Annotated in this window: 25 protein-coding genes; 20 read left to right on the top strand and 5 right to left on the bottom strand. The window is 41.0% G+C overall.

Annotated elements, in window-relative coordinates; all coding sequences use genetic code 11:
• Nucleotide 1 precedes the first annotated feature (1 nt).
• From ACOQO5_RS05200 to ACOQO5_RS05295, 20 genes are all read left to right on the top strand, one after another.
• The gene (locus ACOQO5_RS05200) at nucleotides 2-298 is read left to right on the top strand and encodes an SCP2 sterol-binding domain-containing protein (protein WP_420580628.1); all 297 of its coding nucleotides are present in this window, start codon (nucleotides 2-4) and stop codon (nucleotides 296-298) included.
• A 94-nt stretch (nucleotides 299-392) separates the two neighbouring features.
• Nucleotides 393-938, top strand: coding sequence for a YfiT family bacillithiol transferase (locus ACOQO5_RS05205; RefSeq protein ID WP_420580629.1), 546 nt, complete (start codon nucleotides 393-395; stop codon nucleotides 936-938).
• Nucleotides 939-1,022: 84 nt separating this feature from the next.
• Complete coding sequence (locus ACOQO5_RS05210) at nucleotides 1,023-1,610, top strand: TetR/AcrR family transcriptional regulator (RefSeq protein ID WP_420580630.1); 588 nt, start codon at nucleotides 1,023-1,025, stop codon at nucleotides 1,608-1,610.
• The gene (locus ACOQO5_RS05215) at nucleotides 1,607-2,950 is read left to right on the top strand and encodes an FAD-dependent oxidoreductase (RefSeq protein WP_420580631.1); all 1,344 of its coding nucleotides are present in this window, start codon (nucleotides 1,607-1,609) and stop codon (nucleotides 2,948-2,950) included. The genes ACOQO5_RS05210 and ACOQO5_RS05215 overlap by 4 nt, the downstream gene beginning before the upstream one ends.
• A 1-nt stretch (nucleotide 2,951) precedes the next feature.
• Nucleotides 2,952-4,025: a 1,2-phenylacetyl-CoA epoxidase subunit PaaE gene (gene paaE / locus ACOQO5_RS05220; RefSeq protein ID WP_420580632.1), complete on the top strand. Its 1,074-nt coding sequence runs from the start codon at nucleotides 2,952-2,954 to the stop codon at nucleotides 4,023-4,025.
• Nucleotides 4,026-4,075: 50 nt separating this feature from the next.
• Nucleotides 4,076-5,014, top strand: a complete 939-nt coding sequence (gene paaA / locus ACOQO5_RS05225) for a 1,2-phenylacetyl-CoA epoxidase subunit PaaA (protein ID WP_420580633.1) — start codon at nucleotides 4,076-4,078, stop codon at nucleotides 5,012-5,014.
• Between the two features lie 14 nt (nucleotides 5,015-5,028).
• Nucleotides 5,029-5,319, top strand: coding sequence for a 1,2-phenylacetyl-CoA epoxidase subunit PaaB (gene paaB / locus ACOQO5_RS05230; RefSeq protein ID WP_412071665.1), 291 nt, complete (start codon nucleotides 5,029-5,031; stop codon nucleotides 5,317-5,319).
• Between the two features lie 4 nt (nucleotides 5,320-5,323).
• On the top strand, nucleotides 5,324-6,079 hold the full coding sequence (paaC, locus tag ACOQO5_RS05235; RefSeq protein WP_420580634.1) for a 1,2-phenylacetyl-CoA epoxidase subunit PaaC: 756 nt from the start codon (nucleotides 5,324-5,326) through the stop codon (nucleotides 6,077-6,079).
• Nucleotides 6,073-6,567, top strand: coding sequence for a 1,2-phenylacetyl-CoA epoxidase subunit PaaD (gene paaD, locus ACOQO5_RS05240; protein WP_420580635.1), 495 nt, complete (start codon nucleotides 6,073-6,075; stop codon nucleotides 6,565-6,567). The genes paaC and paaD overlap by 7 nt, the downstream gene beginning before the upstream one ends.
• Before the next feature lie 22 nt (nucleotides 6,568-6,589).
• The gene (locus tag ACOQO5_RS05245; protein WP_420580636.1) at nucleotides 6,590-7,369 is read left to right on the top strand and encodes an enoyl-CoA hydratase-related protein; all 780 of its coding nucleotides are present in this window, start codon (nucleotides 6,590-6,592) and stop codon (nucleotides 7,367-7,369) included.
• Between the two features lie 45 nt (nucleotides 7,370-7,414).
• Nucleotides 7,415-7,774 (top strand): four helix bundle protein, encoded by a 360-nt coding sequence (locus ACOQO5_RS05250; protein WP_420580637.1) that lies wholly within the window; start codon nucleotides 7,415-7,417, stop codon nucleotides 7,772-7,774.
• An 87-nt stretch (nucleotides 7,775-7,861) separates the two neighbouring features.
• Entirely contained in the window at nucleotides 7,862-9,019 is a 1,158-nt protein-coding gene (locus ACOQO5_RS05255; RefSeq protein ID WP_420580638.1) for a 3-hydroxyacyl-CoA dehydrogenase NAD-binding domain-containing protein, read from the top strand.
• Nucleotides 9,019-9,432 carry a hydroxyphenylacetyl-CoA thioesterase PaaI gene (gene paaI / locus ACOQO5_RS05260; RefSeq protein ID WP_420580639.1) on the top strand — a complete coding sequence of 138 codons (414 nt, stop codon included), beginning with the start codon at nucleotides 9,019-9,021 and terminating at the stop codon, nucleotides 9,430-9,432. Before ACOQO5_RS05255 ends, paaI begins: the two co-directional genes overlap by 1 nt.
• A 3-nt stretch (nucleotides 9,433-9,435) precedes the next feature.
• Nucleotides 9,436-10,641 (top strand): 3-oxoadipyl-CoA thiolase, encoded by a 1,206-nt coding sequence (gene pcaF / locus ACOQO5_RS05265; RefSeq protein ID WP_420580640.1) that lies wholly within the window; start codon nucleotides 9,436-9,438, stop codon nucleotides 10,639-10,641.
• 3 nt (nucleotides 10,642-10,644) lie between these two features.
• Nucleotides 10,645-11,265: a YdeI/OmpD-associated family protein gene (locus ACOQO5_RS05270; protein ID WP_420580641.1), complete on the top strand. Its 621-nt coding sequence runs from the start codon at nucleotides 10,645-10,647 to the stop codon at nucleotides 11,263-11,265.
• 72 nt (nucleotides 11,266-11,337) lie between these two features.
• Nucleotides 11,338-11,934, top strand: a complete 597-nt coding sequence (locus ACOQO5_RS05275; protein WP_420580642.1) for a transferase hexapeptide repeat family protein — start codon at nucleotides 11,338-11,340, stop codon at nucleotides 11,932-11,934.
• Nucleotides 11,935-12,015: 81 nt separating this feature from the next.
• Nucleotides 12,016-14,061 (top strand): phenylacetic acid degradation bifunctional protein PaaZ, encoded by a 2,046-nt coding sequence (gene paaZ / locus ACOQO5_RS05280; protein ID WP_420580643.1) that lies wholly within the window; start codon nucleotides 12,016-12,018, stop codon nucleotides 14,059-14,061.
• Nucleotides 14,062-14,098: 37 nt separating this feature from the next.
• Nucleotides 14,099-14,854 (top strand): enoyl-CoA hydratase/isomerase family protein, encoded by a 756-nt coding sequence (locus tag ACOQO5_RS05285; RefSeq protein WP_420580644.1) that lies wholly within the window; start codon nucleotides 14,099-14,101, stop codon nucleotides 14,852-14,854.
• A 68-nt stretch (nucleotides 14,855-14,922) separates the two neighbouring features.
• Nucleotides 14,923-17,010: an alpha-ketoacid dehydrogenase subunit alpha/beta gene (locus ACOQO5_RS05290; RefSeq protein ID WP_420580645.1), complete on the top strand. Its 2,088-nt coding sequence runs from the start codon at nucleotides 14,923-14,925 to the stop codon at nucleotides 17,008-17,010.
• A gap of 72 nt (nucleotides 17,011-17,082) precedes the next feature.
• Nucleotides 17,083-17,568 (top strand): CAP domain-containing protein, encoded by a 486-nt coding sequence (locus ACOQO5_RS05295; protein ID WP_420580646.1) that lies wholly within the window; start codon nucleotides 17,083-17,085, stop codon nucleotides 17,566-17,568.
• Here ACOQO5_RS05295 and ACOQO5_RS05300 read toward each other — a convergent pair.
• From ACOQO5_RS05300 to ACOQO5_RS05320, 5 genes are all read right to left on the bottom strand, one after another.
• The gene (locus tag ACOQO5_RS05300; RefSeq protein ID WP_420580647.1) at nucleotides 17,565-18,899 is read right to left on the bottom strand and encodes a sensor histidine kinase; all 1,335 of its coding nucleotides are present in this window, start codon (nucleotides 18,897-18,899) and stop codon (nucleotides 17,565-17,567) included. The genes ACOQO5_RS05295 and ACOQO5_RS05300 overlap by 4 nt on opposite strands.
• 99 nt (nucleotides 18,900-18,998) lie before the next feature.
• Nucleotides 18,999-19,682, bottom strand: coding sequence for a DUF6989 domain-containing protein (locus tag ACOQO5_RS05305; protein ID WP_420580648.1), 684 nt, complete (start codon nucleotides 19,680-19,682; stop codon nucleotides 18,999-19,001).
• Between the two features lie 11 nt (nucleotides 19,683-19,693).
• Nucleotides 19,694-20,908 carry an oxygenase MpaB family protein gene (locus ACOQO5_RS05310; protein ID WP_420580649.1) on the bottom strand — a complete coding sequence of 405 codons (1,215 nt, stop codon included), beginning with the start codon at nucleotides 20,906-20,908 and terminating at the stop codon, nucleotides 19,694-19,696.
• A 94-nt stretch (nucleotides 20,909-21,002) separates the two neighbouring features.
• Entirely contained in the window at nucleotides 21,003-21,512 is a 510-nt protein-coding gene (locus ACOQO5_RS05315; protein WP_420580650.1) for an HNH endonuclease, read from the bottom strand.
• 70 nt (nucleotides 21,513-21,582) lie between these two features.
• Nucleotides 21,583-22,365, bottom strand: coding sequence for an NlpC/P60 family protein (locus ACOQO5_RS05320; protein ID WP_420580651.1), 783 nt, complete (start codon nucleotides 22,363-22,365; stop codon nucleotides 21,583-21,585).
• Nucleotide 22,366 lies beyond the last annotated feature (1 nt).

Here is a 22,366-nt window from a genome sequence, read left to right on the forward strand (position 1 = left end):
TATGACTTTAGAAGAAACAACAGCCAAAGTGCAAGACTTGGCATCAAAAAAAGGAGGAGCAATCGGCTCCAAAATCAAATTTCAGTTTGACGAGGGTGTCATATTTCTGGATGATACTGCTTCTCCAACAGTGGTCTCCAATGATGACGAATATGCCGACTGTACCGTGCGTGTTAGTTTGTCAAATTTCAACAAATTAATGTCAGGAGATATGAATGCTATGGGTGCTTTTATGATGGGTAAAATCAAAGTTGATGGTGATATGTCTATTGCTATGAAACTATCAAACCTCTTTTAGCCGTTGCAATAAACTAATCTAACCTATTAGTTCTTCTCAACCTGTTATATAGTACATTTCATTGCTGTGAGCTTACTTTAAATAAAATTTAATCATGAGCACACAAGAACTAGAAGATCTAAAATATCCAATCGGCAAATTTCAGTTTCCGACATCTTTTTCTAAAACTGAAATTGAAAATAACATTCACATCATCTGTCATTTTCCACAAGTGCTGCGTGAGACAGTTCAATACTTATCTGATGAACAATTAAACACTCCATACCGGCCCGACGGCTGGACAGTCCGGCAAGTCGTTCATCACCTCGCAGACAGCCACATGAATAGCTATATACGATTCAAGTGGACGATAACTGAGCAAGAACCGACTATAAAAGCTTATAATGAAAAAGCTTGGGCAGAACTTAGTGACGCTAAATATGATGCCATTGAACCTTCTCTTCTTCTATTGACAGCTCTCCACCTGAAATGGAATAATTTACTTAACAACCTTTCAGAAGAAGAATTGAAAAAAGCTTTTGTGCATCCTCAAAATGGAAAAAAGATTAAGCTTCATGAAAACATTTCACTATACGCCTGGCATTGCAACCATCATTTAGCTCATATTTTGAATTTGACTGAAAGAATGAATTGGACATGACTTGGTACTGTCTGCCCTAGTCTTTTTCACTTAATGTTATCAAATTTCTTCTTGGATTAACTAACATTTGTTAGTTTTGAAAAAATGCCTAAAACTGACACAAAAAAGACCAAGAAGCAGATCATCTTAGAAGAAGCTGCTACACTCTTTAGAGAAAAAGGATATTCAGCTACGACTATGCGAGATATCGCAGGAAAAGTTGGCGTAGAAGCTGCTAGTCTATACAATCATATTAAATCAAAAGAACAGATTCTTTCCAAAATTTGTTTTTCTCTCGCAGACACCTACACAACCAAAATAAACCTGATCAAAGACGCCAAGGAGTCTCCTATCAATAAAATAAAGGAGCTTTTATTGCTCCATTTAGAAATAAATGCCATGAGTTCTCCACTCGCAAGTGTGATGAACGACGAATGGCGCCATCTGACCGAACCTGAGAAAAGTGAATTCCTGAATCAAAGACGCAATTATGAAAATCACTTCCTGACTATTATTGAAGAAGGAATGAAAGATGGTTCTGTAGTGGTCGAAGATTCAAAAATTGCACTATACACTATGCTCTCTTCTATTCGATGGTTGCAACATTGGTATCATGCCAATAGAGATATGGATGTTGAAGGTATAAAGGCAACAATTATCGGTTTGTTAATGAACGGAATAGAAAAGAAATGAGCAAACGCATCACAATTGTTGGCGCAGGATTAGTTGGCTCACTATTAGCGGCACTCCTTGGCAAGCGAGGTTATTCAGTAGAAGTTTTCGAAAGAAGACCAGATATTCGAAATGCCAATATTTCTGCTGGCAAGTCTATCAACATGGCTTGTTCTACTCGTGGCTGGAAGGCACTGGATCTCGTTGGCGCTGGAGACAAAGTTCGTGAAGCCGCCATTGCAATGAATGGTCGTATGATGCATGGTACTGACGAATCATTGACTTTTCAACCTTATGGTAAGGAAGGAGAAGCTATATATTCTATCTCAAGAGCAGGATTGAATCAAATTCTTATCAACCACGCTGACCAATATGATAACGTCAATTTCAACTTCGATCACAAATGTATAGAAGTGGATTTAGACACACCATTAGCTGCTTTCGAACTACCTGACGGAGACATAAAAACAAGCGATTCTGATCTGATTTTTGGCACAGATGGTGCCTTTTCAGCTGTCCGATCAGTGATGCAAAAATTGAAGCATTTCAATTTCTCTCAAGAGTACATTAGCCATGATTACAAAGAACTGAGTATTGAGGCTAAGGATGGGGATTTTCAAATGGATAAGCACTCCTTGCACATCTGGCCCCGAGGGAGTCATATGTTGATTGCCTTACCAAACCCTGATGGAAGTTTCACCTGCACTCTATTTCTTCCTTACGAAGGAAAAAATTCATTTGAAAAACTCAATACCGAATCAGAGATCCGGACCTTCTTCGAGAGCAAGTTTCCAGATGCTTTGAAATTAATTCCTAACCTTATTGAACTTTTCAATGAAAATCCAACCTCTCCGCTGGTTATCATCAAATGCTTTCCATGGACCTATGATGGTAAAGTCGCTTTGATTGGTGATGCTTCTCATGCCATTGTCCCATTTTATGGTCAAGGTATGAATGCGGGATTTGAAGATGTATCAATTCTTAGTGAATTGATGGATATACATGGAGAAAATTGGGAAGAGTTATTTAAGGAATTTGAAAATTCACGTAAACCTGACGGTGACGCTATAGCAGACTTGGCACTGAAGAATTTCATTGAGATGCGTGATCTTGTTGGTCAAGATTGGTTCTTGAAAAGAAAGAAAGTCGAACGAGCACTTTACGAGTCATTTCCAGATCAATTCATTCCGCAATATTCGATGGTTTCATTTACCAACACCCCATACAGTCAAGCTGTTAAAAAAGGAAATGAACAAGACCTGATACTAGACGAACTTATTAAACACGACGACATTACTGACATCATCGATCGAGGCGAATTCAAATCATTCGTTGAGTCGAAAAACATATTAACCCAATAAAATGCATCATTTTTATCCACTCAAAATATCGAAGCTGATCAAAGAAACCAACGACTGTGTTTCTTTGGAGTTTGATGTACCTAAAGAGCATAAACCCCTGTTCAGTTATAAGCAAGGTCAACATGTAACTCTTAAAAAAATTATCGACGGCGAGGATGTTCGACGATCCTATTCGATTTGTACCAGTCCGAAAGAAAATAGGCTGAAAGTTGCAATCAAGAAGGTAGACGGCGGTGCATTTTCCACTTATGCCAATGACAAACTAGAAGAAGGTGAAGAGTTGGAAGTCATGCCACCATCAGGCAGCTTCAATACAGAGCTAAAAGAAGAGCATGTCAAAAATTATGTTGGTTTTGCTGGAGGGAGTGGAATTACCCCAATTATCTCCATTCTAAAATCAGTCATGGATACCGAACCAAATAGTGAGTTCACTTTGATTTATGCCAATAGAGGTACGGACTCCATTGTGTTCAAAGAAGAAATTGAAGGCCTGAAAAACACCTACATGGAACGATTAAACATCTTTCATGTGTTTAGTGAAGAGCATACAGAATTTCCGCTATTTGAAGGGTTTGTGGATCAAGAGAAAGTGACTGCTTTTTCAAAAACCATTTTTGATCTGAAGTTGATAGACGAATTCTTTATCTGTGGACCTGAACCTATGATGCTTGGCATACAGGCAGCACTTGTTGAACTAGGTGTAGACAAATCAAAAGTTCACATCGAATTGTTCACCAGCCCAGTAGGAAAGTTAGGAACTAGCTCAGGCCAGAAAAAAGAATCATACGAAAAAGTGAAGTGTAAGGTCACTATTCAGATAGACGGCGTCAAGATGGATTTTGACTACAACAGCAACGATTCTATTTTGGACGCAGCCGCTAAAAAAGGAGCCGACCTCCCCTACGCTTGCAAAGGAGGCGTTTGCTGTACTTGCAAGGCCAAACTTCTCGAAGGAGAAGTCGACATGGCAGTAAACTATGCTTTGGAAGAAGACGAGATTGAGAGAGGATATATCCTGAGTTGTCAGGCGCATCCTAAGACAGACAAAGTGGTCTTAAGTTTCGACGAAAATTAGACGTTGAATTACGACAGGATATTGAGTAAATTTATAGAAAGCCCAAAAAGATGAGTACCATAGATTTAGAAAAAGAATTTCAGCGCAAGCTAGACGCCGAGGAGAAAATCGAGCCCAAAGATTGGATGCCCGATGACTATCGAAAAACATTGATCAGACAAATCTCTCAGCATGCCCATTCGGAGATCGTAGGCATGCTGCCGGAAGGCAACTGGCTCACCCGTGCTCCTTCCCTCAGAAGAAAAGTAGCAGCTTTGGCCAAAGTGCAGGACGAAGCGGGACATGGATTGTATCTCTACAGTGCCTGCGAAACTTTAGGCGTAGAAAGAGACGATCTATTGGACCAACTACATACTGGCAAAGCGAAGTATTCCTCCATTTTCAACTACCCTACCCTCACCTGGGCTGATATGGGAGCCATTGGCTGGCTAGTGGATGGTGCGGCTATTATGAATCAGGTGCCACTTTGCCGGTGTTCATACGGACCTTATGCCAGAGCGATGGTACGTGTATGTAAAGAAGAAAGCTTCCATCAGCGACAAGGTTATGAAATCATGCTGAAGCTGTGTAATGGAACACCGGAGCAAAAAGCCATGGCACAAGATGCCCTCAACAGATGGTGGTGGCCTTCGATCATGATGTTTGGCCCCAACGACGCCGACTCTCCGCATACGGCACAGTCCATGAACTGGAAGATTAAAAGGTTCACTAATGATGAATTGAGACAAAAATTCATAGACGCCACTGCGCCGCAAGCGGATATACTTGGCATCTCTATTCCAGATCCAGATTTGAAATGGAACGAAGAAAAAGGGCACTATGACTTCGGCCCTATAGACTGGGACGAATTCTGGTCAGTGGTAAAAGGCAATGGCCCTTGTAATAAAGAAAGGCTGGCTACTAGAAAAAAAGCCTATGAAGATGGCGATTGGGTGCGAGAAGCAGCACTAGCCTATTCAGAGAAAAGAAAGAAAAAATCAGCAGCATAACCCCAAAATCGAAAATCATGAGCAACAAGAATTGGCCCCTTTGGGAAATATTTATAAGAAGCAAGTCAGGTATCAATCATAAACATGTTGGCAGCCTTCACGCCGCTGATGCTGAAATGGCAGTAGAGAATGCCAGAGATGTTTATACACGTCGCAGTGAAGGTGTTAGCATTTGGGTAGTGCCTTCTAGTGAAATCACCGCTTCAGACCCTGAAGAAGGCGCAGAACTATTCGAGCCTGCACAAAGCAAGGTTTACCGCCACCCAACATTCTACAATTTGCCGGAAGAACTAAAAAACATGTAGGCAGATGAAAGATCAAAATACATATAACTACGTCCTACGATTAGCAGATAATTGCCTGATTCTTGGGCAGCGACTAGCCGAATGGTGCGGACATGGCCCTGTTTTAGAACAGGACATTGCGCTGACCAATATATCCCTTGACCTGATCGGTCAAGCCAGAAACTACTATCAATATGCTTCTGATTTGACTGAAGGGGAAAAGTCTGAAGACGATATCGCATTCCTAAGAAACGACAGGGAGTACAAAAACCTGCTATTGGTAGAACAACCGAACACCGATTTTGCATATACCATTATGCGACAATATCTGTTCGATGTTTTTCATTTTCATTTATTGAATGAGTTAGCATCTAGCAAGGATGAAGGCATTGCGTCTGTCGCTCAAAAAAGCATCAAAGAAGTCACATATCACAAAAGATGGAGTGGTCAGTGGGTGTTAAGACTGGGTGATGGCACAGACGTGAGTCATGAAAAAATACAGATGGCCCTGAATCATTTTTGGTCATATGCCTACGAAAGCATTACCATGGATGAATTAGATACACAAATGGCAGACGCAGGCATCGGGGCTGATTTAATAAAAATTTCGGAACCGGTTAAGAAAGAAATCGAATCCCATTTGCGTGAAGCTACTTTGACAATACCGGAAAGTACCTGGAATCAAACAGGAGGTAAAAATGGTATGCACTCCGAACATTTAGGTTATTTATTAGCAGAAATGCAGCACTTACAAAGAGCTTATCCAGGCGCTGAATGGTAAAAACCAAAACCATATCATCCGAGCAGGTTCTTGAAAGTCTGCGCCAGGTGATGGACCCTGAAATACCTGTATTGTCTGTAGTAGACATGGGAGTGATCAGAAAAATTGAAGTAACTGATCATTTGGTAGTTACGATCACCCCCACCTATTCCGGATGCCCGGCCATGAATACCATTGAGGCAGATATCAAAAAATGTCTGCTAAATGAAGGCTATCAGGATGTTGAGGTAAAAACCGTATTGCAGCCAGCATGGACTACGGATTGGCTAACAGAAAATGGCAGGGAGCAACTTAAAGCTTATGGCATTGCACCACCACAGGGAAGCACATCCAAACGAGCGCTGTTTTTGGAGGACGAAATCGTACCCTGTCCACAATGCAATTCCGAAAATACTGAGCTAATCAGCGAATTTGGCTCAACCGCTTGCAAGGCCCAGTACAAATGCAAAGATTGCCTGGAACCCTTCGATTACTTTAAATGTATTTAACCCAAAAAAGAAACAAACAATAATGACCCCAACACTTCAGCACGAAATCAAAGATGGCATCGCATTCATCCGATTCAACCGGCCAGATGTCTTCAACAGTTTCAATCGAGAGATGGCCCTTGGTTTTCAGGAGCTATTAGACCAATGCGGTCAAAATGATGCAGTCAGAGCCATTTACCTTACCGGAAATGGCAAAGCGTTTTGTGCAGGTCAGGATTTAGCTGAAGTCACTGCATCTGATGCTCCTTTCATCGAAAACATAGTAGCAGAGCACTACAACCCTATTGTTCGTCGTCTACGTGAAATCGAGAAACCGATTATCTGCGCGGTAAACGGTGTGGCAGCTGGAGCTGGTGCAAATTTGGCTTTGGCTTGCGATATAGTCGTTGCAGTAGAAACAGCCTCATTCATTCAGGCATTCAGTAAAATTGGATTAATACCAGATAGCGGTGGAACCTATTTTCTTCCCAAACTCATCGGATTCCAAAAAGCAAGCGCCCTGATGATGATGGGAGATAAAGTATCCGCTGCTGTTGCCGAACAATTAGGCATGCTCTATAAAGTATTCAATCCAGAAGAGTTTGAGGAAGAATCATTGAAGATCGCACAGACTATTGCCAAAATGCCAACGAAAGGATTGGTGTACACCAAAAAACTTTTAAATGCTGGATTTACCAACAACCTCAATGAGCAATTAGACCAGGAAGAAATATATCAATCCAAAGCAGGAAAAACAGAAGATTACAAAGAGGGCGTGAATGCCTTTTTAGAAAAACGAAAACCAGAGTTTGTGGGGAGGTAACTGGGAAAATCTCAAAAAACAAATTCCAAAAAACAAAAACCAACCATGACCGAAATTAAAAAATATGATCTGGAAGACAGAACCTATGAGTTTGCAAAAAAGGTCAGATTTGAAATGAGGAATATCAAAACAAGCATCTACAACATGGACGATATAAAGCAAGTTCTTCGTGCTTCTGGATCAGTAGGCGCCAATTACATTGAAGCCAATGAAGGGCTCAGTCCCAAAGACTTTAGGTTCAGAGCAAAAATTTGTAGGAAAGAAGCAAAGGAATCAGCCTATTGGCTAAAACTATTGTTTGAAACGGATGACCTCAAAAATCAAAATAAAGTTGAAAAACTTCATCAAGAAGCAATAGAACTTAAAAAAATTTTCTCAGCAATGATTAGAAACTCAAAAGACTAGAAGTAACCTTTGGAGCTTGTCTTTTGAATTTTGGAATTTAAAACATGAAAGTCTTGAATCTAACATCTAAAATCTTGACTCTATAAAATGAAAGTAATCGGAATCATCGGCGCCGGCTCTATGGGAAGCGGCATCGCACAAGTAGCAGCTACAGCTGGTCACGAAGTCATATTGCTGGATAGTAGCAAGCCCATGCTCGAAAAGGCACAAAAGAGTCTAAAGAAGATATTGGACCGTATGGCCGAAAAGGGCATATTAACGACATCTGAAGCCGGAGACATTCTCGATCGCATTCAGTTTACTGATCAATTAAAGGAGTTTAGTTCTTGTGAACTTATAATAGAGGCTATCATAGAGGATTTAAACATCAAAAAACAAATCTTCAGAGAGCTGGAAAGTATTGTTGGCACCAACTGCATAATTGCCACGAATACTTCTTCCCTATCTGTTTCAGCTATTGCAAGCGCTTGTGACAATCCAAAAAGAGTGTTAGGTATCCACTTTTTTAACCCGGCTCCATTGATGCCCTTAGTAGAAATCATACCCGCAGTTCAAACGGATGAAACTGTGTTAAAGGAAGCTAGATCGATCATTGATAGCTGGGGCAAAATCACCGTACTAGCCAAAGACACACCAGGCTTTATCGTCAATAGAGTGGCTAGACCTTTTTATGGTGAAGCCCTTAGGATATTAGAAGAAGGCATTGCCGATGTGGCTACGATCGACTGGGCAATGACCGAAATCGGTGGTTTCCGGATGGGGCCTTTTACTTTGATGGACTTCATTGGCAATGACATCAATTATACCGTCACAGAGACAGTGTTCAAATCTTTTTTCTATGACCCTAGATATAAACCCGCCTTTACGCAAAAACGACTAGCTGAAGCTGGATATTTAGGTAGAAAATCAGGTAAAGGTTATTATGATTATTCCGAAGGTGCCACCAAACCAGAACCTTACTTCGATAAAACGCTAGGTACTCAGATTTTCAATAGAATATTAGTCATGCTGATCAATGAAGCTGCTGATGCACTTTTCTGGAATATTGCTAGTAAAGAGGACATTGACTTGGCTATGACGAAAGGAGTAAATTATCCTGCTGGGTTGTTACGCTGGGGGGACGAATTTGGGATTGATGATTGCGTGAAGCTAATGGATCAACTGTACGACGAATATCTGGAAGACAGATACCGTTGCAGCCCATTACTCCGTAGAATGGTGAGAGATAAAAGGACTTTTTATTAATGATTACTCCAAAAGCCATAGTGGATGAAATGTATGCCCATGACACTTTTAGTCAATGGATGGGAATTACTGTGGAGAAAATTGAGCAAGGTTTTGCGCAAATCAGCATGACTGTAAAAAGTAATATGCTCAATGGATTTGGTATAGCACACGGTGGAATTACTTATTCTTTAGCCGATAGTGCCTTTGCTTTTGCATCCAATTCCCAGGGACGACATGCGGTTTCAATAGAGACTTCTATATCTCACACCAAAGCGGTGAATGAAGGAGATCAGTTGACTGCTATAGCAAAAGAGGACAATTTGTCCAATCGTCTGGGTATTTACAGCATCACAGTCACCAATCAAAACAATGAAGTGGTGGCCTTATTTAAAGGAACAGTATTTAGAAAAGATACCCCATGGGGTAATTAATATATGAAAGAAGCGTATATCATAGATGGCGTTAGAACGCCGATTGGAAAATTTGGAGGGGCGTTAAGCCCAGTAAGGACAGATGACTTGGCTGCTCATGTCATTCGTGAATTAATGGCTAGAAATGAATCACTTGAACCAGCACTTATTGATGATTGTATCCTAGGCTGTGCCAATCAAGCGGGAGAAGACAATAGAAATGTAGCACGGATGGCCGGACTGTTGGCCGGCCTACCTTACTCTGTCCCTGGCGAAACCGTAAATAGGCTATGCTCCTCGGGCTTATCATCCATCATTCAAGCGAATCGTGCCATCAAAACTGGTGATGGTGACCTATTCATTGCAGGCGGCGTGGAGCACATGACTCGCAGTCCATTGGTCATTGCCAAATCAGCTAAACCATTCGGTACCGATTCCAAGATGTATGATTCTAGTTTCGGCTGGCGATTCGTCAACCCAAAGATGCACGAACAGTATGGCACTGATGCCATGGGTATGACAGCAGAAAATCTTGTTGAGAAATATAACATCAGTCGAGAAGATCAAGATGCATTTGCTTTTTGGTCACAGCAGAAAGCTGCCACTGCACAGGCGTCCGGCCGACTGGCTAAAGAAATTGTTCCGGTCTCTATTCCACAAAGGAAGAAAGATCCCAGAATTTTCGCTGACGATGAATTCATCAAAGGCAACACAACACTTGAAGCCTTAGCAGGACTTCGCCCTGCGTTCAAAAAAGACGGCTCCGTTACAGCAGGTAATGCATCCGGTCTCAATGATGGTGCTGCAGCGGTTTTGGTGGCATCAGAATCAGCAGTAAGTAATCATGGATTAAAACCTATGACAAGAATTGTGTCTTCAGCAGTTGTTGGCGTGGAGCCGAGAATTATGGGAATTGGCCCAGTGAAAGCATCATTAAAGGCACTAGAAAAAGCTGGTCTAACCATGGACGACATGGATATAATTGAGCTAAATGAAGCCTTTGCCGCTCAAGTTTTAGCCTGTACGCGTGCTTGGGGATTAGAAGACAATGATCCAAGGCTAAACCCTAATGGTGGCGCTATTGCCATTGGTCATCCTTTAGGAATGACCGGTGCTCGTACTGCCTATTCTGCGTCTTTAGAATTGAATCTAACAAACAAAAAATTTGCACTTGTAACCATGTGTATCGGTGTAGGACAAGGCTACGCGGCAATATTAGAAAGGGTATAATGTATGGCAATATCTAAAGTAAATCCAGACGCTACTGAAAAAATTGATGCCTATCTGACCACGGTATCAGATGATCATCGTCCTATTTTGGACTTGATTCGAAAAACAGTCCATGCTGTTGATGATCGAATTCAAGAAGATTGGAAATGGAGAGCTCCTTGCTTCAGTCTGGACGGTCTGATTTGCTGGTTTGTGGCATTCAAACACCATGTAGGTCTCAATTTCTTCAAAGGTGCCTTAATCAAAGATACACACGGAGCTTTTGTTGAAAACAATGACGATGACAAGGGTAATCGCATGATTCATTACAAAACCCTGAACGAGGTGAATCCGGCTGTGATTGAGGAGTATATAAAACAAGCCGTCCTCCTCAACGAAAAGGATATCAAACTTGACTTTCCTAAAAAGAAAGTGATAGATGTGCCTGATTATTTTGATACGGCATTGAAGGAAAATACTGCCGCAAGGAAAGTATTCAATGGATTCACTGATGCCCAGCGACGAGACTATATCGAATGGCTGACGGAAGCAAAAAGAGAAACCACCAGAGATAAAAGAATGGCCCAGGCAATAGAATGGATTGCCGAAGGCAAGGTAAGAAATTGGAAATATATGAATTGTTAATAAGTATCAAGATGCAAGAACCAAGACAAAAGACTTCTTGGCTCTAAAATCTTGACTCTTGACACTGAAAAAATGATCTACGAATTCAAAGGACTAAAACCCGTGATCGACCCGAGTGCCTTCGTGCACCCACAGGCCACTGTGACCGGCAATGTATTCATCGGAAAGGATGTATATATAGGCCCGGCAGCCGCGATCCGTGGGGATTGGGGCAAAATCGTGATCGAAGATGGCTGTAATGTGCAGGAAAATTGCACGATCCATATGTTTCCTGGTACTACGGTCTATTTGAAGAAAGGTGCACACATTGGACACGGCGCTATTATTCATGGTGCTGAAGTGGGAGAAAACTCACTAGTAGGTATGAATGCAGTATTAATGGACAATGCCGTGATTGGCAAAGAATGCATCATAGGCGCTTTGACTTTTGTGAAAGGGGAAATGGAAATACCACCAAGGAGTCTGGTCGCCGGCAATCCAGCCAAAATCATCAAAGAAGTTTCTGATGAGATGATCGCCTGGAAAACCGAAGGCACCAGATTGTATCAGGAGTTACCAACGGATTGTATGGAATCACTGAAGCCTTGCGAACCACTAACCGAAGCAGAGCCCAACAGGCCTGAGCAGATTGTGAATTTTAAAACTTGGAAGAAGACTGAAAAAACTTAACCGTCATCGCGAGGAATGAAGCGATCTCGTCCTAGACAAAGATTGCTTCGCTCTGCTCGCAATGACGTAAATAATAAACGAATGAACCCACAAAAAATACAACACTACACCCAAGGACAATGGACCACCGGAGCTGGCGACGGCCAAGTGCTTCATCATGCCATCACGGGCGACCCCATATTCACACACTCTATCGAAGGACTCGACTTCAAAGACATTCTGGAATACGGACGCAACGTAGGCAATCCTGCTTTGCGCAAAATGACTTTTCAGGAAAGAGGCTTGATGCTCAAAGCCCTAGCCATGCACTTGCACGCCAAAAAGGAAATGTTCTATGAACTTAGCAAGGCTACAGGTGCCACTCGATTAGACTCCTGGATAGATATCGAAGGCGGTATAGGAAACCTATTCGCTTACGCCAGTCTCAGAAGGCAATTTCCCAACGAAGCGCACTATATTGACGGCGATACCGCTCCCCTATCCAAAGGCGGGAGCTTCATCGGTCAGCATATCATGGTGCCCAAGGAAGGTGTGGCCGTTCATATCAACGCGTTCAATTTCCCCGTATGGGGAATGCTCGAAAAGGTGGCTGTCAATTGGCTGGCTGGTATGCCCGCAGTGGTAAAACCAGCAGAACAAACTTGCTTCTTAACCGAACTGATGGTTAAAGAAATCATTGATTCTAAGATTTTGCCAGAAGGAGCATTGCAGTTGATAGCAGGATCAGGGAAAGGAATATTGGATCATGTGGGTATGCAGGATGTGGTGACATTCACAGGATCTGCCAAAACAGGCAAGATGCTCAAACAACATCCCAATCTGGTAGAACATTCGATTCCTTTCACCATGGAAGCTGATTCATTGAACTCATCGGTTTTAGGGGAAGACGCAGTACCCGGAACTGAAGAATTTGACCTATTCATCAAAGAGGTAAGAAAAGAAATTACGGTGAAGTGTGGACAGAAATGTACAGCGATCAGAAGGATCATCGTACCAGAAAAATTAGTTGAAGATGTACAAATCGCATTAGGCAAGGCACTGGCTAAGACCACCATCGGCGATCCCGATGTAGAAGGGGTGCGCATGGGAGCGCTCATCAATCAAACACAGGTGGACATTGTAAAACAGCAAATCGAGTTGCTCAAAAAATCTTCTGAAGTGGTGTATAGCAACGAGGACTTTGAAGTGATGGGTGCAGACAAATCTAAAGGCGCCTTCATCTCCCCTACTTTGTTGGTGAATAAGGATCCGATAAATAGCGAAGAAGTGCATACCGTTGAGGCATTCGGTCCGGTGAGTACGATCCTTCCTTACAAAGACTTGGATGAAGCCATAACCATTTCTAAAAAAGGGTTAGGATCATTATGTTCGTCTATTGTAACTGCTGATGACCAAATTGCTAAGCAATACGTATTGGGAGCAGCTTCACATCATGGTAGAATATTAGCACTCAACAAAAATTCAGCGAAGGAAAGTACAGGACATGGATCGCCGATGCCGCTATTGACACACGGTGGACCAGGACGTGCCGGAGGTGGTGAAGAAATGGGCGGCAAACGTGGGGTGATGCACTATATGCAAAGATGCGCTGTACAAGGTCATCCAACTACAGTAACAGAAATCGCCAATGTATATCAATATGGTGGCGCCTACAAAGAAGACGTCGCACACCCATTCAGCAAGCACTGGGAAGAGTTGGAAATAGGAGAAACTTACATTACTGCTAAACGGACAGTAACCACAGGTGATATTGTAAATTTCGCCAACGTGAGCTGGGATCATTTTTATGCACACACAGATGAAACTTCACTGGATGGTACCATTTTTGAACAGCGTGTGGCGCATGGATACTTTATCCTTTCAGCAGCAGCTGGACTATTTGTTCAAGCTAAGAAAGGGCCTGTGTTGCTAAACTACGGTTTGGAGGAATGTCGATTTACTAAACCTGTCTATGCTGGAACCACCATTGGCGTACGTCTAACTGTAAAAGAAAAAATAGATCAGGAAAAGAAAGACGATATAGCGAAAGGCATTGTCAAGTTCTTGGTTGATGTCTATGACGAAACAGGTGAGACGATTGCTATCGCAACAATTTTAACCATGATTAAGAAAAAAGATCAATCGTAAATCTAAATACCCAGTACTAATTACTCAATACTAGAATATGAACGGAAGCGTAAACATAGAAATCAACAAAGGCATAGGCACCATTACCTTTTTTCATCCCCAGAGCAATTCTCTACCGGGAGAAATTCTTAACCTATTAGCAAATACAATTACAGAAGCTGGAAAGAACGATGAGATTAAAGTTATTGTTCTGAAAAGTGAAGGCGATCGAGCATTTTGTGCAGGGGCTAGTTTTGATGAATTGATTTCTATTGAAGATTTTGAAACTGGGAAAGAATTTTTCTCTGGCTTTGCCAAAGTAATAAATGCTTCACGAAAATGTCCGAAGCTTATTATCGGCCGTGTGCAGGGCAAAGCAGTAGGCGGCGGCGTAGGACTGGCTAGTGCTGTTGACTATTGTATGGCCACAAAATATGCCTCCGTGAAGTTGAGCGAGCTGGCTATTGGTATCGGGCCATTTGTTGTCGGTCCTGCAGTAGAGCGAAAAATTGGCGTGTCAGCTATGTCTCAAATGGCTATTAACGCTACGGAATGGCAAACTGCTGATTGGGCCAAAACAAAAGGACTTTATACAGATGTCTATGATAACGTGGAGGAAATGGATGAAGCCATTAAGATTTTAGCCGATAAGTTAGCAGAATCAAACCCCGAAGCCATGCTTCTGCTCAAGCAGATATTTTGGGAAGGTACAGAGCACTGGGATGCCTTATTAGCTGAGAGAGCTGGAATGAGCGGGAAGCTTGTACTTTCCGACTTTACGCGAAACGCGATCAATAGATTTAAAAATAAATAAAGGAACAAACACGTTTTTTCTTTAAACAACGGGAAAGACGTTTGATATAAAAAATTAAATACCCGATAATGGCGACTACCAAAAAAGCGAACAATAAACTAACAAACATTAGTAAGCAAAACTTACTAAAAGCTTATAAGCTTATGGCCACAGCAAAAACGTTGGCCGACAAGTACGAAGAAACTTTCAAAGTAGTTTCCAAATATGTGCATGCTACTTCCCGTGGTCATGAAGCCATTCAAATTGCTACAGGAATGCAGCTTTTACCACAAGATTACTTGTCTGCTTATTATCGAGATGACGCCACGCTATTGTCTATTGGCTGTACTCCATATGATTTAATGCTTCAGTTGATGGCTAAGAAAGACGACCCCTTCTCAGGTGGCCGAACTTACTATTCACACCCCAGTTTAAAAGATGATGACAAACCAAAAATTCCCCATCAATCATCAGCTACTGGCATGCAAGCTATCCCGACCACAGGTATTGCCATGGGTATTCAATACAAAGAGTTAAGAAAAATTGGAGAAAAACATAAAGAAGCCCCAATAGTGGTATGCTCCTTAGGAGACGCCTGTATAACCGAAGGTGAGGTATCAGAGGCTTTTCAAATGGCTGCTTTGAAGCAATTGCCCATCATCTATTTGGTGCAGGATAATGAGTGGGACATTTCAGCGCATGCAAGTGAAATTCGCTCTGGTGACGCCTCAGAGTACATCAAAGGATTCCCTGGTATCAAAGCCATGAAAGTAAATGGCACCAATTTCTTAAAATGCTACGAAACGATGGAAGAAGCCATCAAGTACGTCCGCAAAGAAAGAAAACCAGTATTAGTGCACGCTAAAGTGCCATTGCTCAACCACCATACATCTGGAGTAAGAATGGAATGGTACCGTGATGACTTGGACGAACACATGCAATACGATCCCTATCCGTTCTTCAGAAAGCAACTGGAAGATATGGGTATTTCCAAAAAGGAACTTGACAATCGTGAAGAAGACGCCAGATTGCTGGTAGATGATCACTATGACAAAGCCTTAAAAGCGGAAGACCCAAGTCCTCAAGATTTGTTTACACACGACTATGCCCCTACTCCGATCACTGAAGAAAAAGGAGATCGACATTCAAAAGGAAAAGAAAAAGCGGTGATGGTTGATAGCGCCCTATTTGCGGTACAGGAATTAATGGAAAAGCACGATGAATGCTTATTATATGGCCAGGACGTTGGGCACCGTTTGGGTGGTGTTTTCCGTGAAGCAGCTACCCTGGCTCAAAAATTTGGCAAGGACCGAGTGTTTAATACCCCAATTCAAGAGGCCTTCATTGTTGGCAGTACCGTAGGAATGTCAGCGGTAGGCTTGAAGCCAATAGTAGAGGTTCAATTTGCTGATTACATCTGGCCAGGATTGAATCAGCTATTTACTGAAGTGAGTAGATCGTGTTATCTCACAAACGGAAAATACCCGGTTAGCATGATTCTGAGAGTACCTATTGGTGCTTATGGAAGTGGTGGCCCTTACCACTCTTCAAGTGTAGAATCCGTAGTGAGCAATATCCGAGGGATAAAGATTGCATACCCGAGTACTGGTGCCGATATGAAAGGCTTGATGAAATCAGCCTATTACGACCCTAACCCAGTAGTCATTTTCGAACACAAAGGGCTCTACTGGTCGAAGGTAAAAGGCACAGACGCCGCAAAAACTGTAGAACCAGATGCGGACTATGTCATTCCATTTGGCAAGGCAAGAATTGCACTCGAAGCCTCTGAGGAACCTGTAGAAAATGGGGAATCCATGACTATTATCACCTACGGTATGGGAGTTCACTGGTCTCTTAACGCCGCTAAAAACTTCAAAGGGAAGGTGGAAATAGTCGATTTGAGAACCTTGCACCCATTGGATACAGCATCTATCTATCAATCCGTGCGAACGCATGGTAAATGTTTGGTTGTGACCGAAGAGCCAGTGAACAACACTTTTGCGCAAAGTATAGCTGCTCGCATTCAGGAAAATTGTTTCGAATATCTTGATGGTCCTGTTCGAACGATCGGCTCTGAAAATATGCCAGCAATACCGCTGAATTCGACGCTCGAAGCTGCTATGATTCCATCTGCAGAAAAAGTTGAATCTGTAATTGCACAAATTCTTACTGATTAAATCGAAATAATCAATTCAAAAAAACAGAATGTAAAGAGTAGATTTTTGTAAATTGGTTTAAAATAGACCATAATGAAACAATCTACTCTTCTAGTAACCATAATGTTGTTTGCTCAATTGATAGCAGCACAAAAGGCTGATAAGAGCGAAATAGGAGTATTAATTGAAAGGCACAACTTTTGGCGTTCAGAGGTTGGTGTTAGTGATATAAGTTATTCCAATGAACTTGCTGAGGTTGCTTATAAATGGACTCTCGAACTAAAAAAACAAGGCTGTATTTTTGAGCAAAGTGAAAATGCATATGGTGAGAACATTTTTAAAGGGTCTGTGGGTTCAGTAAACGTAGGAGACGCTGTTGACTCCTGGGCCGCCGAAAAACAGAATTATAACTACAAAAAAAATACTTGTGAGCAGGATAAAATATGCGGCCATTATACACAGTTAGTTTGGAATAACAGTACTGAGGTGGGTTGTGCTAAAACTATCTGCGATGGCTCTGTCATTTGGGTTTGCAATTACAACCCTCCAGGTAATTTTGTCGGACAAAAACCTTACTAATGCTGAACAGCAGGAAACTCCACGCCAAAAGTGGAACCTATTCCCAATTCTCCTTCATACCAAACCCTACCATTCAACAACTCTGCATATCGTTTGGCCAAAGACAAACCTAGTCCGGAAGAACTTTCTCCATCCGTGGGACGAGCACTTAGCTTTGAAAATTTCTTAAACAACTGTTCCCGTTCCTCAACTTTAATCCCTGGCCCTTGGTCCGACACTTTAACCTGAACAAGACCTGCTTGGTTCTCTATATAAATCTTTACTTGTGTATTGTACTCTGAAAATTTTAAAGCATTCGATATAAAATTCTCAAATATCAATGGCATATACGTTCTATCCCCTTTAACCATAGCAGAACCAAGACTGTCTTCTAGAAGGAGTTTTATCTGTTTTTTATGAGCTGAAAGTTCCATTTGCTCTACCATTTCTTTCAACATTTCTTTCAAGTCGACATTCTCCCAATTGATCATCAAACTTTGCTGATCGGAAAAATCCATTTCCAAAACGCTATTGATCAAGTCTTGTGATTTTTCTGCAGACTGATTGATCATTTCAACAAATTTGTTTCTAGCTACTGGGTCTTCCTCTTCATTCACTAAATGGATCAAACTTGTAATATTTGACAAAGGATTTTTTAAATCATGCGCCAGGATTCTAATGATATATTCTTTTTCTTCTACATGCTTCTGTAGATGTGCTGATTGGGTACTTATTGTTTCTTTTTGTTGCTTGAGTAAATCATTCTTTTCTTCTAATTCTGTTAGTGCCTTCCTCTGTATCGATTCAAAAACATACGCGATAAATAATACGATAAGCAATAGTCCTGGTAAAACAGAAACAAACCATGCAGTCTTCATTTCTGGATTGTACTCCACTGGTAACTGCTCTCCTTCCAGAGCCAACAAACCAAACCACTGCATCACCAAATAAGAAATCCCTCCCCAAGCCAGGCCAGAAACCCTATTCACTACTAGAATAGCCAGCACTGGAATAGAGACTATCCAGGGATAAATGGCCGACCAAATGCCTCCAGAGTAATAAGTCAATACAAATACTGCCAAAGCACCAATCAACACATATAGATTGCCAATTACATTTAAAGGGATTCTAGTCTTGCATAAAAATGGAAGGAGCAAAAAACCAACCACATTAAAAATCATTAGTTGAACACCTAGTTGGTATTCAAAATATAGACTCAACCAAATATATGCATTGGAAAATAAGCAAGTGAGCAAACATGCTCTCACACATAAACGAGCTCTTCTCAGTTTGTCCGGAACCGAAAAATAGGCAGGGTGGATGAAGTAGTCAATTAGTGCAGAGACCTTCATACATAGCTTTTTATGAAAAATTCAACCTTCTCTACTAATATACTGCGAAATACCATTCTTCCTCTATTCAGTCCAACAAATTTACAATTACAAGAATAATCATCCGGCAATAGAAAATGCCACATATGCACTAATCAATATCCAAACACCTTCTATGATACCAATAGATAAGGTTCTTTTCAAAGTGTGTTCCTCCGCGTGTTGAATAAGAATAGGTAAAGAAAATGAAATTAAAGCTTCGCAAATAATCACGTAAACCGGTGCATTGAATACCATTTGCGTATTATTCTTATACCACCACCAGCCGGCATTATTTGCTAAATGCTCGTATAGTGGAATATACATTCCCCCTGCTAATCCCATCATAATGGAGGCTTTTGGAATGCCAAATTTCCGAGTTAACAAAACACCGATAAACCCAAGCTGAAGAATTACATTACTCCAAGCAAATGGCATATAAGCTGGCGAACTCCATATCATGAGTTCTTTTTTGGGATAAACCAAGCTGTTGATTGTGTCCACCAAATAATGATCTGTAGCCAATTCCAAAATACCTGCAATAGTTCCAATTATAACCAACCTCAGAACCAGCGGGTTTTTATAATAGATGGCATAAAACCAATAAAGGCCATATAAACTATAGGTAATGATACTAGCTGTAATTGGCCCTAGTGCTAATAATGAGCTAATCAAAGACCATCCGACTAAAACACCCGAGGAGATTAATATGGCATTGATTGTCCTTTTATCAAGACCAGCAATTAAACTTCTATTTGCTTCCATTTTTTGATGAGTTAGTGATCAGAAATACCCCAATTTTTTTTCAATGATGGGGGAATAAGAAAATGAGCGCGTTGTCCACTATTATAAAACTTAATTATTCCTTCCAATAGCACCTTATTGAATGGTTTGGATATTTCGTTGACAAAATTGTCTCTTTCTAAAAAACTAATGGTACCCACCAACAACTTAGTCATTTTCAGCACCAAGTGATCTACGGCACTTACTTCATGATCTACTCCAATACATTTTGCCAAATTGATTCCACATGCGTTCGAATAATCTTGTAAAAATGTGTGCATTAGAAAACCAGGCAACTCGTCAAAAGTATCACCTGGCACCATATGATTTATAAACTCAATACATGATGTTGTCAATTCATTTCCTGCCCTAGATGGTGCAGCTTGATGCTCAAGTATTTTAGTTGCAAGTGCAAAACCTTCTTCAAAAGTATCCGGCAAAAAGTGCTCATCAATACCCATCAAATAGCCAACCACTTTCCAGGAATGCATGTAAGCGTTTATCTGCTCTGAAGTCAACTCAACACCGAGTTGTTTCAAACCAGAAAGGATAACCGGAGCAAAAGACATCAGTGTTCCCGCTAGGTCTTCTTGATTAATTGGTTCTCCAAAATTTTGAACATCCCAAATTTCTCCATCTCTCCTATTTTTTAAATAGTATCGAATAGAAGCATGAATTAATCGCACTTTTTGAGTAGTAATTATACCCTGACCTCCAGCAGCCAATCCACCAGGGGACATGACATTGAGTATCATTTGTGCTGTTTCCATCAATCTACGAGCCAAGGGATCAATATCCCCTTTGTGAGACAAGAGCCGCCCTGTGTCATAAAGCACCTGGGCACCTTTGGCACATGTGTAGCACAGTGGCAGGGAACTAACATTAAGAAGCATAAACACTTCGGGACCATAAGCAGCAAACACCCCCTCACCTTTGAGTATTAACTTTTCATCCGCCCAATCTGGTAAATGGCTGGTTGATTCAAAATATTCTAACAAAATCGTACTCAATTCAGGCCCAAGCTCTGCGAAAGTTTCTTTATCAAATTTATGATTTTGAACGATCGTCATGAATATTTCATTGATTTGTCGTTCAAAGCCAGATTTGATCACTTGGGTGATGGTATCATCTGCGATTGGATCTGTCTCCAATCGACTTTGATCTAAAAAAGGAGTGGTAATCTTTGAGATATCAAAGCGCTCTTTCATACTTTAGACTGGTTACTTTTTCTCAATACAAAAGGTGAATATAACTAAACTAAGTCAAGTCACAATTAGCCTGAAGAGTAATAAGCAATTTGATTTAAGCTACCGCTGGAGCATTCAAATAGGAAGCCCATTCTTTTTTCATTGCGCCTAAATTATTACGCAAAAACATAATATAAGAAGGTTTATAAGGTGGTCTTTTGAGAACCAAACCGACCTCTTCGAGAGAATGATTTCCTTTTTTTGCATTGCAGGATTGGCAGGCCGTCACCAAGTTAGTCCATGTAGATCTACCTCCTTTAGATCTTGGAATCAAATGATCTAAAGTAAGATAACTATCTGTGCCACAATATTGGCATTGTCCATGATCCCGCTTAAAAATATTTTGTCTGGTTAGAACTACACCTCGATACGGCACGTGGATATAATTCTTGATTTTGATGACCGCAGGCATTGGGTATGTGTTCGAGACAGAATGTAATTTCTCATTTTGGTCGGCCTCTAGTAAATCTGCTTTTTCTAAAAACACTAGCAAGAACGCTCGCTGAACCGTACAGACCGTGAGCGGACTATAATCCTGATTCAATACAAGTACTTTTCCTGACATTGCCTCTGATTTAATATTACATCACTGTAATGGGCAATGAAAATAGCCAATTAAATCTTAAAATCGAAAATTAATCGATAGGATGAGCCTGTTCTGGAATTAATTTCTTGAGCAAAATTCGTCGGGCAGACCATGGTTGATCTCCTATTTCAATGGAACCTATTTTCTTTACTTCACCTCCATAAACTCCAGCATACTCATCCCCGCCTAAGAAGATGTATCCAGTTTTAAGATTGTTATTTGAGAACACTAAATCACCAGGAGTCATCTCATCCAAATTTTCAACTTCATGACCGCATTTCCTTTGCTCTTCAATAGTTCTTGGCAATTTGTATCCGCAGACTTTAAATACCTGTTGAATAAATCCTCCTGCATCAATACCAAAAGGCGTTTTACCTCCAGGTAAAAAGGGAGCATTTAAAAACTTTTTCATCACTTCCTTCAAATACTCAAATTCTCTCTTTTGAGCGATGCTCTTAGATTCACCATTAAAAGCTACTTGTTCTTCAAGCTTAAATAATTCATTGGTAGCTATTGGCAATACACTACCGAACAGAATGTGAACATGTTTTTTCTGAAAAAATATCGTGCCACTCAGGTCTATGCATAATTTATAGTCTGAAAGATTCACCTGATTATAGTACTCTTCACTGATGGGCGTATGCTGATTTTTATTGATCCAACCCACTGAATTATCGAAGTGCAACTGGATTTGGACCATTTCTTTTTTTTCATCCAATACTGAATAATGCTCCCCAAATAGTAGTTCCGAGACTAAATCAGAACTATTCTTAGGATTGGCCCTCATAGCTACAACGCTCAAGCGACAAATACCCTTAGGATTTTCATTCATG

This window comes from Reichenbachiella sp. (genome assembly GCF_965223055.1).
Classification (GTDB): domain Bacteria; phylum Bacteroidota; class Bacteroidia; order Cytophagales; family Cyclobacteriaceae; genus Reichenbachiella.

Coding starts and splice junctions, on each gene's coding strand:
- paaI (WP_420580639.1), top strand. CDS start 9,019: ATGATTACTCCAAAAGCCATAGTGGATGAAATGTATGCCCATGACACT.
- ACOQO5_RS05215 (WP_420580631.1), top strand. CDS start 1,607: ATGAGCAAACGCATCACAATTGTTGGCGCAGGATTAGTTGGCTCACTA.
- ACOQO5_RS05210 (WP_420580630.1), top strand. CDS start 1,023: ATGCCTAAAACTGACACAAAAAAGACCAAGAAGCAGATCATCTTAGAA.
- ACOQO5_RS05300 (WP_420580647.1), bottom strand. CDS start 18,899: ATGAAGGTCTCTGCACTAATTGACTACTTCATCCACCCTGCCTATTTT.
- paaC (WP_420580634.1), top strand. CDS start 5,324: ATGAAAGATCAAAATACATATAACTACGTCCTACGATTAGCAGATAAT.
- ACOQO5_RS05255 (WP_420580638.1), top strand. CDS start 7,862: ATGAAAGTAATCGGAATCATCGGCGCCGGCTCTATGGGAAGCGGCATC.
- ACOQO5_RS05275 (WP_420580642.1), top strand. CDS start 11,338: ATGATCTACGAATTCAAAGGACTAAAACCCGTGATCGACCCGAGTGCC.
- ACOQO5_RS05320 (WP_420580651.1), bottom strand. CDS start 22,365: ATGAATGAAAATCCTAAGGGTATTTGTCGCTTGAGCGTTGTAGCTATG.
- ACOQO5_RS05205 (WP_420580629.1), top strand. CDS start 393: ATGAGCACACAAGAACTAGAAGATCTAAAATATCCAATCGGCAAATTT.
- ACOQO5_RS05245 (WP_420580636.1), top strand. CDS start 6,590: ATGACCCCAACACTTCAGCACGAAATCAAAGATGGCATCGCATTCATC.
- ACOQO5_RS05290 (WP_420580645.1), top strand. CDS start 14,923: ATGGCGACTACCAAAAAAGCGAACAATAAACTAACAAACATTAGTAAG.
- paaE (WP_420580632.1), top strand. CDS start 2,952: ATGCATCATTTTTATCCACTCAAAATATCGAAGCTGATCAAAGAAACC.
- paaZ (WP_420580643.1), top strand. CDS start 12,016: ATGAACCCACAAAAAATACAACACTACACCCAAGGACAATGGACCACC.
- ACOQO5_RS05295 (WP_420580646.1), top strand. CDS start 17,083: ATGAAACAATCTACTCTTCTAGTAACCATAATGTTGTTTGCTCAATTG.
- ACOQO5_RS05315 (WP_420580650.1), bottom strand. CDS start 21,512: ATGTCAGGAAAAGTACTTGTATTGAATCAGGATTATAGTCCGCTCACG.
- ACOQO5_RS05285 (WP_420580644.1), top strand. CDS start 14,099: ATGAACGGAAGCGTAAACATAGAAATCAACAAAGGCATAGGCACCATT.
- ACOQO5_RS05250 (WP_420580637.1), top strand. CDS start 7,415: ATGACCGAAATTAAAAAATATGATCTGGAAGACAGAACCTATGAGTTT.
- pcaF (WP_420580640.1), top strand. CDS start 9,436: ATGAAAGAAGCGTATATCATAGATGGCGTTAGAACGCCGATTGGAAAA.
- paaA (WP_420580633.1), top strand. CDS start 4,076: ATGAGTACCATAGATTTAGAAAAAGAATTTCAGCGCAAGCTAGACGCC.
- ACOQO5_RS05310 (WP_420580649.1), bottom strand. CDS start 20,908: ATGAAAGAGCGCTTTGATATCTCAAAGATTACCACTCCTTTTTTAGAT.
- paaD (WP_420580635.1), top strand. CDS start 6,073: ATGGTAAAAACCAAAACCATATCATCCGAGCAGGTTCTTGAAAGTCTG.
- ACOQO5_RS05200 (WP_420580628.1), top strand. CDS start 2: ATGACTTTAGAAGAAACAACAGCCAAAGTGCAAGACTTGGCATCAAAA.
- ACOQO5_RS05270 (WP_420580641.1), top strand. CDS start 10,645: ATGGCAATATCTAAAGTAAATCCAGACGCTACTGAAAAAATTGATGCC.
- ACOQO5_RS05305 (WP_420580648.1), bottom strand. CDS start 19,682: ATGGAAGCAAATAGAAGTTTAATTGCTGGTCTTGATAAAAGGACAATC.